Source organism: Nonomuraea sp. NPDC049141, from assembly GCF_040648415.1.
Classification (GTDB): Bacteria; Actinomycetota; Actinomycetes; order Streptosporangiales; family Streptosporangiaceae; genus Nonomuraea.
The window spans coordinates 376,900-391,589 of the sequence record NZ_JBEZDR010000005.1 but is presented as its reverse complement, the minus strand read 5'-3'; the positions used below and the strand labels follow the sequence as shown (position 1 = coordinate 391,589).

The following is a 14,690-nucleotide window of genomic DNA, read 5'->3' as shown; positions in this document are numbered from 1 at the left end:
ATCAGGACGTCGTGAAATCCTCGACGTTCTCCTTGGTCGCGACCTTCACCGGCACGGCCACGGTCTTGTCGATCTCCTCACCCTTGGCGGCCCTGACCGCGGCGGCCACCGCCTGCTGGCCGATCATCGCGGGCTGCTGGGCGACGGTGGCGTTCAGCGTGCCCGCCTGGACCGCCTTCAGGCCGTCAGGGGTGCCGTCGAAGCCGACGATCTTGACCTCCTTGCCGGCCTTGGCGCCCAGGGCCTTGATCGCGCCCAGGGCCATCTCGTCGTTCTCGGCGAACACGCCGTTGATGCCGGGGTGTGACTGGAGCAGGTTCGTCATGACGTCGAGGCCCTTGGCCCGGTCGAAGTCGGCCGGCTGCTGGGCCACGACCTGGATGTTCGGGAACGCCTTGATCCCCTCGGTGAAGCCCTGACCGCGGTCGCGCGCGGCGGACGTGCCGGCCACGCCCTGCAGCACGACGACCTGGCCCTTCTCGCCGAGTTGCTTGGCCAGTTCCTCAGCCCCCAGCTTGCCGCCCGTCACGTTGTCGGAGGCCACGGTCTGCGTCACCTCGGCCCCGTTGACGCCGCGGTCAGCCGCGATGACCGGGATGTTGGACCGCTGCGCCGCCTTGACCGCGGGCGCCGCCGCGTCGGAGTCGACCGGGTTCAGGATGATCACCTTCATGGCCTGGCTGGCGAAGTTCTGGACCTGGTTCACCTGCTGGGAGGCGTCGTTCTGGGCGTCGGTGACGGTGAGCGTGGCGCCGAGCTTCTGGGCCTCGGCCTGCGCGCCGTCACGGAGCTGGACGAAGTACGGATTGTTCAGCGTCGACACCGACATGCCGATCTTGATGTTGGCCGCCGCCGACGGGGCGGCGGAGCTGGTGGAGCCTGGCTGGCCGGACGAGCCGCAGGCGGTGAGGCCGAGTGCGAGAGCGGCGCCGGCTATGACGATTGCGGGAATCCGCATGATCTATCCCTTTCCTATGACATTCCCCTGCGCCGCAGTGTGTCGACGAGGACCGCGAGCGCGATGACCACGCCGATCACGACCTGCTGCCAGAACGCCGAGACGGAGAGCAGGTTCAGGCCGTTGCGCAGCACGGCCAGGATGAGCGCGCCGACGAACGTGCCGAGCGCCCGGCCCTTGCCGCCGGACAGGCTGGCGCCGCCGATGACCACGGCCGCGATGGCGTCCAGTTCGTAGCCGGCCGCGGCCTGCGGCTGGGCCGAGGCCAGGCGGCTGGCCAGCACGATGCCGGCGACCGTGGCGAACCCGCCGGACAGCGCGTACGTGATGAGCAGCTGCCGGCTGACCTTGATACCCGACAGCCGGGCGGCCTCCTCGTTGCCGCCGATGGCGTACATCGCGCGCCCCGCGTAGGTCCGGTTGAGGATCACGGCCGCGATGACGCCCATGACCAGCATCACGATGACGGGGACCGGCAGGTAGGTGCCGATCGTGTCGCCCAGGTGGGTGACGGCGTCCGGCATCGCGATGGGGCTGCCCTGGGAGATGACGAGGGCCAGGCCGCGGGCGATGCCGAGCATGGCCAGCGTGGCGATGAACGGCGGCAGCTTGCCGTACGCGATGAGCACCGCGTTGACCAGGCCGCACGCGACGCCGACCGCCAGCGAGACCACGGTGGCCAGCGGCCAGGGCAGGTGCGCGACGCTGGCCGTCCACGCCAGGGCGATCGCGGAGAGCGCGGCGACGGAGCCGACCGACAGGTCGATGCCGCCGGTGACGATGACGAACGTCGAGCCGAAGGCGAGGATCGCGGTGACGGCCGCCTGGACGCCCACGTTGAGCAGGTTCGTCACGCTCAGGAAGTCGGACGACAGCAGCGACAGCGCCACGACCAGCACGACGAGCGCCGCCAGCGCGCCGTTCTCGGCCAGCCAGGATCGCCGGAGGAACACGTTACTTGGCACGCGGACCCTCCACCTCGGTGACCGCCAGTGCCATCACGCCGTCCTGCGTGGCCTCGACCGCGGACAGCTCGCCTACCAGCCGGCCGCGCGCCATGATCAGGATCCGGTCGCTCATCCCGAGCACCTCGGGCAGATCGCTGGAGATCATGAGCACCGCGCGCCCCGACGCCGTGAGCTCGTTGATCAGCTGGTAGATCTCGACCTTCGCGCCCACGTCGATGCCGCGGGTCGGCTCGTCGAGGATCAGCACCCCCGCGTCGGCCTCCAGCCACTTGCCGATGACGACCTTCTGCTGGTTGCCGCCGGAGAGCGTGCGAACCTCCTGGCCCAGGCCGGTCATCCGGATGCCGAGCTGTTCCGCGACCTTCGCGGCGTCCCGGAGCTGGCCCTTCCGGTCGACGAACCCGGCGTGGGTGGCCTCGCGCAGGGTGACCAGCCCGAGGTTCTCGGCGATGTCCGCGCCCAGGACCAGCCCTTGGCCCTTGCGGTCCTCGGGGACCAGTCCGAGGCCGGCCTCCATGGCCGCGTGCACGTCCCCCGGCGCCGGGCGCCGGCCGCGCACGGTGACCTCGCCGGTGTCGTACCGGTCGGCGCCGAAGATCGCCCTGGCGACCTCGGTACGGCCGGCGCCCACCAGCCCGGCCAGCCCGACCACCTCGCCGGCCCGTACCTCGAAGGAGATGTCCTCGAACACACCCTTGCGGCCGAGCTTGGTGACCTTGAGCAGCGGCTCGCCCGCCTGACCGCGCTCGCGCGGGAAATGCTGGTCGATCGGGCGGCCCACCATGAGGCGGACCAGCTCGTCCTGCGGGGTGTCGGCGGGCACCTCGGCGACGGACCGGCCGTCGCGCAGCACGGTCACACGGTCGCCGATCGCCGCGATCTCTTCGAGGTGGTGGGTGATGAAGATGATCGCCACGCCCTCCTCGCGGAGCCGGCGGACGATCGAGAACAGCTTCTCGACCTCGCCGGTGGTGAGCACCGCCGTCGGCTCGTCCATGATCAGGACGCGGGCCTGGAGGGCGAGCGCCTTGGCGATCTCCACCATCTGCCTGCGCGCGATGCCCAGCAGGCCGACGGGCGTACGCGGATCGACGTCCACGCCCACGCGCGCCAGCAGCTCCGTGGCCTGCTCGTGCATTTTCTTGGTGTCGACGAAGCCGAACCTGCGCGGCGGCCGGCCCAGCGACAGGTTCTCGGCCACGCTGAGCTCGGGCACCAGGTTGAACTCCTGGTAGATGGTGGCGATGCCGAGCCGTTGGGCGTCGCCGGCGGTGCGGATGTTCACAGGGTGCCCGTCGAGCAGCACGCGGCCCTCGTCAGGGTGGTAGGCGCCGGAGAGCATCTTGATCAGCGTGCTCTTGCCGGCGCCGTTCTCCCCCAGCAGGACGTGTACCTCACCGGAGCGCACGGTCAGGTCGACGCCATCGAGCGCGAGCACGCCCGGGAAGCGTTTACGCAGGCCCTCGGCCCTGAGAAGCTCCACCATCAGATGGTGTCCGTCCGTCGCGCCGATGAACAACCAAAAGCGCAGGTAGAACGGCAGGGCTTTACCAGGAAAGTACCAGTCTGGGGTAAACCGCCCCGGTGGTCAGTCCCGCGCCAGCCTCGGTACGAGCCTGAGTGCGTTTCCCGTGTAGACCTGCTCCAGCACATCACGCGGCAGGTCGAGACCGGAGATCGTCCAGCGCCCCATCAGCGGCGGGTCGTCCGGCGAGTGGGCGAACGCCTCGTCGTCGGTCTCCATGAACCGGAAGTGGGTCCGGTAGACCTCCCGGCCCGGCGGGATCTCGTCGGTGCCGAACAGCACCCGGCTCGGGTGGCGCAGCATCAGCGCCCGCGTCGCCCTGGGCTGGCGGCCCAGCTCGGCGATGCGGGCGGCGATGTCGATGTGGAAGTTCGGGTACGTGTCGAGCAGCCGGCTCGCGAAGGCCAGGTTCTCCGGCCAGCAGCCCGCGTGCACGCCGATGACCGTGGTGGCGGGATGTTTGGCGATCATCGCCTCCATCGCGTCCATCAGCCGCTCGAACGGCGGGAACTCCGGCCCCGAGAAGTTCCAGTCCGGGCGGGCGGTCAGCAGTTCGAGCCGCTCGTTGCGCTCGTCGGCGGGCTCGAAGAAGGCCACCGGGTCGGCGGTGTGCAGCGCGATGGGGATGCCCGCCTCGCCGGCGGCCGCCCATAGCGGGTCCAGCCGCGGGTCGTCGAGCATCACCAGCTCGCCGCGGTCGTCGCGGACCCGCAGGCCGACGTCCTTCCAGACCTTCAGCCCCGCCGCGCCCTCGGCCACCGAGCGGCGTAGCTGCGCGGCCAGCCGCTCGCCGAAGCCCGGTTCGGCGGTCTGTGCCCAGTCGACGTGGCAGAAGGTGGCGAACCTGCCGGGGTGGGCCGCGTCGTAGCGCTCGATGTTCTCGGCCAGTTCGGCGCCCCAGCGGCCGTCGAGGTTGACCATGCCACGCAGGTTGAGCTCGTCCATCAGGTCGATCAGCGCCGGGACGTCCTTGACCATCCAGCCCCCGTCGTCGCTGAGCCACCGGCCCAGGTGGATGTGGGCGTCCACGGCGGGCACGGCGGCGCGGTCGACCTGATGGACCGCGACCCGCAGTTGGGACACTGGCCGGTATCGGGACAGCGGCGGGTCGGCAGGGCACATGGCTGCTCCTCGATCAGTCGCGGATGCCGGCGGGCAGCAGGTCGCCGTGGGCCGCGATCAGCTCGTCCACCAGCTCGCGGACCTTGCGGACCGGCAGTGTGGCGGCGGTGTTCGGGTCGAGCAGCGCGGCCTGGTAGACGTGGTCGCGCCGGCCTTCCAGCGCCGCCTTCACGGTCAGCTCGCTGACGTTCAGCATCGTCCGGTTGAGCGCGGCGACCTGGGCGGGCAGCTCGCCGATCCGCATCGGCTGCACGCCGGCGCGGTCGACGTAGCACGGCACCTCCACGCAGGCCTCCTGCGGCAGGTTGGAGATCAGGCCGCCGTTGCGCACGTTACCGTGGATCATCCTGCCGGTGCCGGTCTCCATGGAGTGGATGGCCAGCGACGCCAGCTCCTCGCCGCGCTCGATCGGGACGCCGGTCCCGGCCGCCAGCGAGCGTTTGTACGACTCGTACTCGTCGAAGCCCTCCGCCAGCCACTCCAGGTAGATGTCGACCGGAATGCGGTAGCGCTCGACCTCTTCCTCGTGGGGCAGGAACCAGGGCAGGTACTCGGATCCATGCTCGCTCGACTCAGTCGGGAAATAACCGAAATTTCGGTACACCTCCACGCGGACGCGGCGGGCCAGCTCGGGATCGCTCTCGATCAGCGCGTCGAGCCGCTGGTACAGGTTCTCCCCGCCGCGCTCGAAGCGCAGCACGAACGCCTGGTGGTTCACCCCCGCCGTGACGAACGAGATCTCCTCCTCCGGCACCCCGACCATGCCCGCCAGCGTCCGCTGGGTGTCGCGCGCCGCGTGGCAGACGCCCACCACGTTGCGGAACGGCGTGCCCGCGTAGACCGCCCACGGGATCATCGACATCGGGTTCGTGTAGTTGAACAGGGTGGCGTCCGGCGCCAGTTCGGCCAGGTCGTTGCCGATGCCGACCATGACCGGGATCGTACGCAGGGCACGGAAGATGCCGCCGATGCCGAGGGTGTCGGCGATGGTCTGCCGTACGCCGTACCGGGCGGGGATCGCGAAGTCACGCTGGACGGCGGCCAGGCCGCCGACGGCGATCTCGTTGATCACGTAGTCGGCGCCGTCGAGCGCGGCCCGGCGGTCGGCGTGCGCCTCGATCTTCGCGCCGATGCCCAGCTCACCGACCATCCAGGTGGCCATGGCCTCGGCGGTGGCCAGCCGGACCTCGTCGATGTCGTGCAGCACGATCGTGGAGGCGGACAGCTCGGGGAAGGTCAGGAGGTCGGACAGGAGATTCTTGGCGAACGTGATGCTGCCGGCGCCGACCAGGACGATGCGGGCCATGGGTTTCTACCTCGATTCCGGGGTGAGCAGGGCTTTTATGGGAAGGGCCTGCCCATGCATGAGCTGGGTGAAAATGTCGGCGCCTTCGTCGAGGGGGTAGCTGTCGACCCAGGTCAGGTCCCATCCGCTGACCAGGTCGATGGCGGCGGCGAAGTCGGTGCCCGTGTAGGCGAAGGAGCCGAGGACGCGTTTCTCGGTGCGTACGAGGTCGGCGGCGTCGAAGGCGGCGGCGGGGTCGGCCAGGCCCAGCCACACCGTCACCCCGCCGGGCCGTAGGTGGGCCACGGACTGCTCGCGGGTGGCCGGCGCGCCGACGGCGTCGAAGATGACGTCGTATTCGCCGGTCAGTTCGGTGCCGGTGGTGGTGGCGCCGAGCCGGGCGGCGGCGGCCAGCCGCTCGGGTGAGCGGTCGGCGACGTGGATGGACGCGGCCTTGCCGGTGTGGGCGGTGTGCAGGCAGGTGAGTCCGATGGCGCCGGCGCCGATGATGGCGACGCGGGCGCCGGCGGGATGGCCGGCCAGGCGCCAGGCGTGCACCGCGTTGGCCAGCGGTTCGATGATGGCGGCCGCGGTGGGGTCGATGCCGCCGGGCAGCGGGATGACCGCGGCGGCGGGGACGGCGACGCGCTCGGCGTAGCCGCCGGGCCGGTGGATGCCGATGATCTGCCGGTTCCGGCAGATGTTGGGTTGTCCCTGGGCGCACAGGTCGCAGGCGCCGCAGGACAGGATCGGGTTGACGACGACGGGTCGCCCGTCGTCCGTGTGGCCGGTGAACTCGTGCCCCATGATCAGCGGCGGTGTCCGGAAGCCGGGTCTCTTGACACCGTGCAGTTCGCTGCCGCAGATGCCGGAGGCGGTCACATGGACGAGCACCTCGCCGGCGCCGACCTCGGGCTCGGGCGCCTCGCGCAGCTCCACCACGCCCGGACCGGTGAACACCAGGGCCTTCACGCGAGCCTGCCGATGGTCGAATGCTGGCGTCTCATAGAGCTCCTGTCTTGATCGCATTCCGTATTACGGAATGTCATTCCGAATCAGCGATAGCAGATCATTGCTGGGAAGGGGATGTCAAGAGGTTGGCGGAGCCGAGAGTGGCTTTTCGCCTGTTTTGGGCTATTCCGAACAATGGAACATCTCACCACAAAGCAGAATCGTGAAACTTTCACCGATATGCCGATACTTTCAAGCGTCAAGCTGCTGAAACGACCCCGAGCTGGAGCGGGTCTTGACCCTGAAGCTGCTGCTCCATAGCGTCCCGATGGATCGAAACTTTCGGGATCGGAGGTTGGGCGCCTGTGTTTGTCTTCAGATCTCTCACCGCGGTGGCGGCGCTGCTCGTCGTGTTCCTGCTGCCGACCACCCCGGCGGACGCGTCGGCGCCGCTGCGCGTGCACGCCGCCAGTCGCGGCAAGTTCATCGGCGCCGCGCTGGCCACCACCCCGCTGGCGAACGAGAGCCAGTACCGCACCATAGCGGCCACCGAGTTCAGCCAGGTCACCGCGGAGAACGCGATGAAATGGGACTCGACCGAGCCGAGCCAGGGCCAGTTCAACTTCTCCGGCGCCGACCAGATCGTCACCTTCGCCACCCAGAACAACCAGCAGGTCCATGGGCACACGCTCGTCTGGCACAGCCAGACGCCCGGCTGGGTGCAGAGCCTCGGCGCGACCGCGATGCGCTCGGCCATGCAGAACCACATCAGCCAGGTCGTCGGCCACTACGCGAACAACGCGACCGTGACCTCCTGGGACGTGGTGAACGAGGTCTTCGACGACAACGGCAACATGCGCACCTCGTTCTGGTACAACACGCTCGGCCAGAGCTACATCGCCGACGCCTTCCGCGCGGCCCGCGCCGCCGACTCCAACGCCCGGCTGTGCATCAACGACTACAACGTCGAGGGGATCAACGCCAAGAGCACCGCGATGTACAACCTGGTTTCGTCGCTGCGCCAGCAGGGCGTGCCGGTCGACTGCGTGGGCTTCCAGGGCCACCTCGCGATCCAGTACGGCTTCCCGAGCCAGGTCCAGCAGAACATGCAGCGCTTCGCCGACCTCGGCGTCCAGGTCAGGGTCACCGAGCTGGACGTCCGGATGATCATGCCCCGCGACGCCACCAAGGACGCCACGCAGGCCACCTACTACCGCGACGTGGTCAACGCCTGCCTCGCCGTCACCGCCTGCGCCGGGATCACGATCTGGGGCTTCACCGACAAGTACTCCTGGGTGCCCGACACCTTCTCCGGCCAGGGCGCCGCGCTGATCTACGATGCCTCCTACCAGCAGAAGCCCGCGTACACCGCCGTGCACGACGCGCTGGCGGGCGGCACGAGCACCGACACCACGCCGCCGACCACGCCCGGCACCCCGGCCGCGTCGAACGTCACCGCCAACTCCGCCACCCTGACCTGGACAGCGTCCACCGACTCCGGCGGCAGCGGCCTGGCCGGCTACAACGTCTACCGCGAGCAGGGCACAACCGATCCACAGCTCGGGCAGAGCACCACCGCCTCCATCACGCTGACCGGGCTGAGCGCCGCCACCCAGTACCAGGTGTACGTACGAGCGCGCGACGGCGCGGGCAACCTGTCCGGCAACTCCGCCCTGGCCACCTTCACCACCACCACCGGAGGGGGCGGCAGCGGGCCGTGCACGGCGACCGGCACCGTGCAGACCCAGTGGGCCGGCGGCTACGTGGTCCAGCCGGTGACCGTCACCAACACCGGCTCCTCGACGATCAACGGCTGGACGGTCACCTTCATCCTGCCCGCCGGCCACACCCTGAGCGGGTCCTGGAACGCCACGCTGACCAGCAGCGGCCAGACCATCACCGCGAAGAACCTGGGCTACAACGGCACCCTCGCCCCGGCCGCCGGCACCACCTTCGGCTTCCAGGTCAGCCGCCCGTCAGGCGACACCGCGACACCGTCCGGCTACACCTGCGCGTCCCCTTGACCGCCTCGATCAGTGACGGGGGAGCGGCCCCTTCGGTGCCGCGCCCCCGTTCGCACCGTCCAGACTCCGGTCAGTGATCCACACCTCGGCGACCTGCCTGTTAGCGTTATCGCGGAGGTGGTGATCCGGATGGCTGGGGGATCGGACGGCAAGGCGCGCACCAGGCCCGCCGTGCTCGGCGACGTGGCCGCGCTGGCGGGCGTCTCGGCGATGACGGTCTCGCGGGTGCTCAACGCGCCCGACCGGGTCCGCGCCGAGACCCGGGAGCGCGTGCTGGCCGCCGTGCGTGAGCTCGACTACTGGCCCAACTCGGCTGCTCGCCAGCTGGTCACGGGCCGTTCGGGCGTGCTCGGCGTGGTCAGCATCGACACCACCCTGTACGGCCCGGCCTCCACCCTCTACTGCATCGAGCAGGCGGCCCGGCTGGCCGGCTACACCGTGAGCATCGCCAGCTTGAGCCTGCTCAACCGCAAGTCGATCGAGGAGGGCGTGCACCGCCTCCGGACCCAGTCCGTCGACGGCGTGGTCATCGTCGCGCCCCACGAGTCGGCGGTCGACGGCCTGCGTTACCTGCCGCCCGATCTGCCGGTGGTGGCCGTCGACGCGGGCAAGGACGTCCCGGTGCCGGTGGTCATGGTCGACCAGCGGGCGGGCGCCGCGCGGGCGACCCGCCACCTGCTGAGCCTCGGCCACGAGACGGTCTGGCACGTGAGCGGGCCGGTCGACTGGATCGACGCCAGCGGCCGGATCGAGGGCTGGCGGGGAGTGCTGGAAGCCGAGGGCCGGCCGGTGCCCGAGCTGTTACGCGGTGACTGGAGTCCCCGCTCGGGCTACCAGCACGGCCGGCGGCTGGCCGCCGACCCGTCGGTCACGGCCGTCTTCGTGGGCAACGACCAGATGGCGCTGGGCGTCCTGCGCGCGATGCGCGAGGCCGGGCGCCGGGTGCCGGAGGAGGTGAGCGTGATCGGCTTCGACGACATTCCGGAGGCCGCCTACTACTGGCCCCCGCTGACCACGGTCCGGCAGGACTTCCGCGAGGTCGGCAGGAGCGCCTTCCACCTGCTCCTCGACCGGATGGCGGGCGCGGAGAAGGAGACCCAGCGGCTGGTGGAGCCCGAGCTCGTGGTCAGGGAGAGCACGGGCGCCAGCCGTACACGGTGATCAGCCGAGGCGGATCACGTTCCATGAGACAGGAGGCAGCAGCACGCGGAGCGGATCGTGCTGGACGTCCGGGTTCGGCCGGGGGGCGACGGTGTCCGGCGCCTCGGCCGTGTTGCGGGCGTAGACGTCGGGGCCCGACAGCGTCGTGGCCTCGACGATGCGGCGACCGCCCAGCGACCGCGCGTCGATCTCCAGCGACAGCGGCTGGTCGGTCGAGCGGTTGACGGCGAAGATCACGGTCTCGTCGCCGGAGTGCGTGGCGACCGCGTGCAGCAGCGGCACCTCTCCATACTCCTTGGTGTCGTGGCTCGGAGAGGTCGCCTCGACGCGGAGCACGTCGCCGGCGGCGTACCGGGACGCCTGCGCGAAGGGGTGGAAGGTGGTCTGCTTCCACGCGGACCCGCCGGGCGAGGTCATGATCGGCGCGATCACGTTGACGAGCTGGGCCAGCGAGGCGGAGGTCACCCGATCGCTGTTGCGCAGGAGGGTGATCAGCAGGCCGCCGAATGCCACCGCGTCCGCCAGGTGGTAGTGGTCCTCCAGCAGCGGCGGCGCGACCGGCCAGTCGCGCGGCGGCTCGGCGGCCTGGAAGCGGGACAGGTACCAGACGTTCCACTCGTCGAACGAGAGGTTGATCTTCTTGCGCGACTTCAGCCGGGCCCCGACGTGGTCGGCGGTGGCCACGACCGAGGAGATGAAGTACTCCATGTCGGTCGAGGAGGCCAGGAAGCTGGCGAGATCGCCGTCCTTCTCCTCGTAGTAGGCATGGCAGGAGACATAGTCGACCACGTCATAGGTCTCCTCCAGCACCGTGGCCTCCCACGCGCCGAAGGTCGGCATCGACGAGCCCGAGCTGCCGCAGGCGACCAGCTCCAGCTCGCCGTCCATCGTGCGCATGGCGCGGGCGGTCTCGGCGGCCAGCCGGCCGTACTCGCGGGCGGTCTTGTGGCCGGTCTGCCACGTGCCGTCCATCTCGTTGCCCAGGCACCACATCCGGATGCCGTGCGGCTCCTTGGCGCCGTTGGCGATGCGCAGGTCCGACAGCGTGGTGCCGGACGGGTGGTTGCAGTATTCGAGCAGGTCCAGGGCCTCGGCGATGCCACGGGTGCCGAGGTTGAGCGCCATCATCGGCTCCACCCCGGCCTTGCGGCACCAGCGGACGAACTCATCCACCCCGACCTCGTTGGTCTCGGTGCTGTGCCAGGCCAGGTCCAGCCGGCGGGGCCGCTCGGCGACCGGCCCGATGCCGTCCTCCCAGCGGTAGCCGGAGACGAAGTTGCCGCCCGGATAGCGGACCGTGGACACGCCCAGCTCGCGGGTCAGGTCGAGGACGTCTCGACGGAAGCCGTCCGCGTCGGCGGTCGGGTGGCCCGGCTCGTAGATGCCGGTGTAGACGCAACGGCCCAGATGCTCCACGAACGTGCCGAAGGTACGGCGGCGTACCGGGGCCACGCGGAAGGCGGGGTCGATGGTGAGATGCGCTTCGTGCACTGTGCAGACTCCTCGAAAGTGATTCCTAAATTGTTAGCGCTCCCATAGCCCGGGTCAAGGGCTCTTGACAGCTCCGGTGTTACCGCAAACACTCGGGTAACCCGAAAAGAGGCTGCTCATGGAAGGTCCCTCATCCGTCTCCCGCCGACATCTCCTCGGCGGCGCCCTCGCTCTTCTCGGTGCCGGCGCGGCCGGCTGCGCGATCCCCATCGGCCTGGGCTCGGCCCAGCGCCGGGTCCGTTACTGGCACTTCCTCGGCGCCAGTGACGGCATCATCATGAACCGGATGGTCGGCGCGTTCGCCAAGGCCAATCCCGACGTCTTCGTCGAGGAGAACGTGCTCGCGTGGGGCGAGCCGTACTACACGAAGATCGCGATGGCTGGAGCGGGCGGGCGCTCGCCCGACCTGGCCACCTTCCACCTGGCCCGCCTGTCCGGGATCGGCGCCGGCCGGATACTCGACCCGATCAACGTCGACCTGCTCGCCAAGAACGGCCTGCGGGCCGCCGACTTCAGCCCGCCCATCTGGGAACGCGCCCACATCGACGGCGAGCTGTACGCCGTGCCGTTCGACGCGCACCCCATGGTCCAGTACTACAACACCGACATCTCCCGAAAGGCCGGCCTGCTCGGCGCCGACGGCAAGCTGAAGCCGACCACCGGGACCGACGAGCTGCTGACCATGCTGCGCACGGCCAAGGACACGCTCGGCGGCAAGCCGCCGCTGGTCTTCGACGCGCTCGGCCTCGGCACCGTGGGCCCGTGGCGGGTGTGGGAGTCCCTGTACGCGCAGAGCGGCGGCACGCTGGTGTCGGACGACGGCGCCCGGATCACCCTCGACGACGCCAAGGCGCTCGACGCGCTGCGGTTCATGCAGCTGCTCGGCAAGGAAGGGCTGTGCAGCTCGCGCACCGACTACGGCGCGTCCGTGGCCGCCTTCACCAACGGCGAGGCGGCCTTCCTGTGGAACGGCGACTGGGAGACCACCGGACTGAAGGAACGCAAGACGCCGTTCAGCATGGCCCGCTTCCCCAGCGTCTTCGGCAGCGGCGCGGCCCAGGCCGACTGCCACTCGTTCGTGCTGCCGCACCAGCGCAGCCGGGATCCGGAGACCGAGGCGGCCACCTACCGGTTCATCGCCTACCTGGTCAAGCACAGTGCCGACTGGGCGGTGGCCGGGCACGTGCCCGCCTACCTGCCCGCGCTGGAGGAGCCCTCCTACCTCGCGCTGCAGCCGCAGTCGGAGTACCGCTCGGTGATCACCGAGGTCGCCCTGGATCCGAAGGTGTGGTTCGCCGGGTCCGCGTCGCGGTTGTGGATCGAGTTCGGCGGCGCGTTCTCGCCGGTCATCAGCGGGTCGAAGACGCCCGAACAGGGTCTGGAGACGGCCAAGCAGGCGCTGCGCCGGCTCATGTCAGCCCCCAACCCCTTCCCCGTCAAGGAGGGATGATGGCCGCCACCGTCGCCGCCCCCGTCGCCACCGCTCCCGTCTCCCAGATTCACGTACGGCGCCGCTGGACCCAGCACGGGCTGCTGTTCGTCGCGCCCTTCCTGCTGATCTACGTCGTCTTCCTGGTGTGGCCGACCGTGCTCGGCTTCCGCATGAGCCTGTCGAGCGTCAACATCGCGGGCGGCAACAACGAGCTCGTCGGGTTCGCCAACTACGCCGAGGCGTTCAGCGACCCCAGGATGTGGCACTCGCTGTGGAACACGTTGGTGTTCACCGTGCTGAGCACCATCCCGCTGGTGCTGCTCGGCCTGGGATTCGCCCTGCTGGTGCACAACCTGCGCTTCCTGCAGTGGCTGTGGCGGCTGTCGTTCTTCGGGCCGTTCCTGCTGCCGTCGGCCGTCATCGCGGTGCTCTGGCTGCAGATGATCTACCCGCCCGACTACGGCCTGCTCAACGGCACGCTGGGCACCCATGTCCTGTGGCTGGGCGACCCGGACGTGGCGATGTGGTCGATGGTGCTGACCACCGTCTGGTGGACGGTCGGCTTCAACTTCCTGCTCTACCTCGCCGCCCTGCAGTCGATCCCCCAGCACCTGTACGACGCCGCCGCGATCGACGGGGCGACGGCCTGGACCAAGCTGCGCTCGATCACGCTGCCGCTGCTCGGCCGGACGACCGGGCTCATCGTGGTGCTGCAGCTCCTGGCGTCGCTGAAGGTCTTCGACCAGATCTACCTGATGACGAACGGCGGCCCCGAGGAGGCCACCCGGCCGATCATCGAGTACGCCTACGAGGTCGGCTTCTCCGGCTACCGCATCGGCTATGCGTCGGCCATCACCTACATCCTCTTCGTCCTGATCGTCATCGTGTCGCTGGGGCAGCTCCGGCTGCTCCGCAAGCGCGAGGAGGCCCTGTCATGACCAAGCGGTTCAGCCCCTCCCAGATCATCCTGCTGGTGATCGCGGCGGCGCTCGCCATCGTCTGGATCGCCCCCATCGCCTGGGCCGTCGCCACCTCGCTGAAGCCCGAGTCCGAGACCACCAAGCTCCCGCTCCAGTGGTTCGGCAGCGAGCTCACCCTGGACGCCTACCGGCTGGTGCTGGCGACCGGCGGCATCGTCAAGTGGGCGATCAACTCGACGGTCACCGCGGTCGTCGTCACCTTCATGACCGTGCTGTTCTCGGCGATGGCCGCGTACGGCTTCGCGCGCACGCAGTTCCGCGGCCAGCGGGTGCTGCTGGCGGTCATCCTGGCCGGGATCATGGTGCCGCCGCAGGTGCTCATCGCGCCGCTGTTCGCCGAGATGGTGTCGTTCGGGCTGGTCGACACCTGGTGGGCGATCATCCTGCCGCAGGTCGCGGCGCCGCTGATCGTGTACATCCTCTACAAGTTCTTCCAGGACGTGCCGCTGGAGCTGGAGCAGGCGGCCTTCGTGGACGGGGCCGGGCGCTGGCGCGTGTTCTTCACGATCGTCCTGCCGCTGTCGCGCCCGGTGCTCGCGGCCGTGTCGATCTTCACCTTCATCACGACGTGGAACAACTTCCTCTGGCCGTTCCTGGTCTCCACGGACCCCAACACGATGACACTCCCGGTCGGCCTGGCCAACGTGGTGCAGGGCACGTTCGGTCTCCGGTACGCCCAGATCATGGCCAGTGTCGTGCTCGCCGGGCTGCCGCTGCTGGTCGTCTTCGTCCTCTTCCAGCGCCAGATCATCCGGGGAGTCGCCCATACCGGCCTCGCCGGTCAGTGACATCA

At 69.6% G+C, this 14,690-nt stretch carries 12 protein-coding genes; 5 read left to right on the top strand and 7 right to left on the bottom strand.

The window, feature by feature from the left end; all coding sequences use genetic code 11:
- Position 1: 1 nt before the first annotated feature.
- From AB0B91_RS17895 to AB0B91_RS17870, 6 genes are all read right to left on the bottom strand, one after another.
- Entirely contained in the window at positions 2–958 is a 957-nt protein-coding gene (locus AB0B91_RS17895) for a substrate-binding domain-containing protein (RefSeq protein WP_358320230.1), read from the bottom strand.
- Between the two features lie 14 nt (positions 959–972).
- Entirely contained in the window at positions 973–1,923 is a 951-nt protein-coding gene (locus tag AB0B91_RS17890; RefSeq protein ID WP_358320228.1) for an ABC transporter permease, read from the bottom strand.
- Entirely contained in the window at positions 1,913–3,412 is a 1,500-nt protein-coding gene (locus AB0B91_RS17885) for a sugar ABC transporter ATP-binding protein (protein ID WP_358320225.1), read from the bottom strand. The genes AB0B91_RS17890 and AB0B91_RS17885 overlap by 11 nt, the downstream gene beginning before the upstream one ends.
- Positions 3,413–3,514: 102 nt before the next feature.
- The gene (locus AB0B91_RS17880) at positions 3,515–4,573 is read right to left on the bottom strand and encodes an amidohydrolase family protein (protein ID WP_358320222.1); all 1,059 of its coding nucleotides are present in this window, start codon (positions 4,571–4,573) and stop codon (positions 3,515–3,517) included.
- Positions 4,574–4,586: 13 nt separating this feature from the next.
- Positions 4,587–5,879, bottom strand: coding sequence for an alpha-galactosidase (gene melA / locus AB0B91_RS17875; RefSeq protein ID WP_358320219.1), 1,293 nt, complete (start codon positions 5,877–5,879; stop codon positions 4,587–4,589).
- 6 nt (positions 5,880–5,885) lie between these two features.
- Complete coding sequence (locus AB0B91_RS17870) at positions 5,886–6,830, bottom strand: alcohol dehydrogenase catalytic domain-containing protein (protein WP_358320217.1); 945 nt, start codon at positions 6,828–6,830, stop codon at positions 5,886–5,888.
- A gap of 344 nt (positions 6,831–7,174) precedes the next feature.
- Between AB0B91_RS17870 and AB0B91_RS17865 the strand changes: the two genes are divergently transcribed.
- Together AB0B91_RS17865 and AB0B91_RS17860 are read left to right on the top strand one after the other, a co-directional pair.
- A complete protein-coding gene (locus AB0B91_RS17865) occupies positions 7,175–8,833 on the top strand; it encodes an endo-1,4-beta-xylanase (RefSeq protein WP_358320214.1) in 1,659 nt (552 codons plus the stop codon).
- A gap of 129 nt (positions 8,834–8,962) precedes the next feature.
- Positions 8,963–9,994, top strand: coding sequence for a LacI family DNA-binding transcriptional regulator (locus AB0B91_RS17860; RefSeq protein WP_358320211.1), 1,032 nt, complete (start codon positions 8,963–8,965; stop codon positions 9,992–9,994).
- Here the strand turns inward: AB0B91_RS17860 and AB0B91_RS17855 are convergent, their stop codons facing one another.
- Positions 9,995–11,485 carry an alpha-N-arabinofuranosidase gene (locus tag AB0B91_RS17855; protein ID WP_358320209.1) on the bottom strand — a complete coding sequence of 497 codons (1,491 nt, stop codon included), beginning with the start codon at positions 11,483–11,485 and terminating at the stop codon, positions 9,995–9,997.
- 118 nt (positions 11,486–11,603) lie between these two features.
- Here AB0B91_RS17855 and AB0B91_RS17850 point away from each other — a divergent pair, with 118 nt between their 5' ends.
- Genes AB0B91_RS17850 through AB0B91_RS17840 form a run of 3 tightly spaced genes read left to right on the top strand, consistent with a single transcriptional unit; the run spans position 11,604 to position 14,685 of the window.
- Positions 11,604–12,935 carry an extracellular solute-binding protein gene (locus tag AB0B91_RS17850; protein ID WP_358320206.1) on the top strand — a complete coding sequence of 444 codons (1,332 nt, stop codon included), beginning with the start codon at positions 11,604–11,606 and terminating at the stop codon, positions 12,933–12,935.
- A complete protein-coding gene (locus AB0B91_RS17845) occupies positions 12,935–13,855 on the top strand; it encodes a sugar ABC transporter permease (RefSeq protein WP_358320203.1) in 921 nt (306 codons plus the stop codon). Before AB0B91_RS17850 ends, AB0B91_RS17845 begins: the two co-directional genes overlap by 1 nt.
- On the top strand, positions 13,852–14,685 hold the full coding sequence (locus tag AB0B91_RS17840) for a carbohydrate ABC transporter permease (protein ID WP_358320200.1): 834 nt from the start codon (positions 13,852–13,854) through the stop codon (positions 14,683–14,685). The genes AB0B91_RS17845 and AB0B91_RS17840 overlap by 4 nt, the downstream gene beginning before the upstream one ends.
- Positions 14,686–14,690 lie beyond the last annotated feature (5 nt).

Bases quoted from the DNA above. Each gene is read 5' to 3' on its own strand.
- AB0B91_RS17840 (WP_358320200.1), top strand. From the start codon at position 13,852: ATGACCAAGCGGTTCAGCCCCTCCCAGATCATCCTGCTGGTGATCGCG.
- AB0B91_RS17860 (WP_358320211.1), top strand. From the start codon at position 8,963: ATGGCTGGGGGATCGGACGGCAAGGCGCGCACCAGGCCCGCCGTGCTC.
- AB0B91_RS17885 (WP_358320225.1), bottom strand. From the start codon at position 3,412: ATGGTGGAGCTTCTCAGGGCCGAGGGCCTGCGTAAACGCTTCCCGGGC.
- AB0B91_RS17895 (WP_358320230.1), bottom strand. From the start codon at position 958: ATGCGGATTCCCGCAATCGTCATAGCCGGCGCCGCTCTCGCACTCGGC.
- AB0B91_RS17850 (WP_358320206.1), top strand. From the start codon at position 11,604: ATGGAAGGTCCCTCATCCGTCTCCCGCCGACATCTCCTCGGCGGCGCC.
- AB0B91_RS17880 (WP_358320222.1), bottom strand. From the start codon at position 4,573: ATGTGCCCTGCCGACCCGCCGCTGTCCCGATACCGGCCAGTGTCCCAA.
- melA (WP_358320219.1), bottom strand. From the start codon at position 5,879: ATGGCCCGCATCGTCCTGGTCGGCGCCGGCAGCATCACGTTCGCCAAG.
- AB0B91_RS17845 (WP_358320203.1), top strand. From the start codon at position 12,935: ATGGCCGCCACCGTCGCCGCCCCCGTCGCCACCGCTCCCGTCTCCCAG.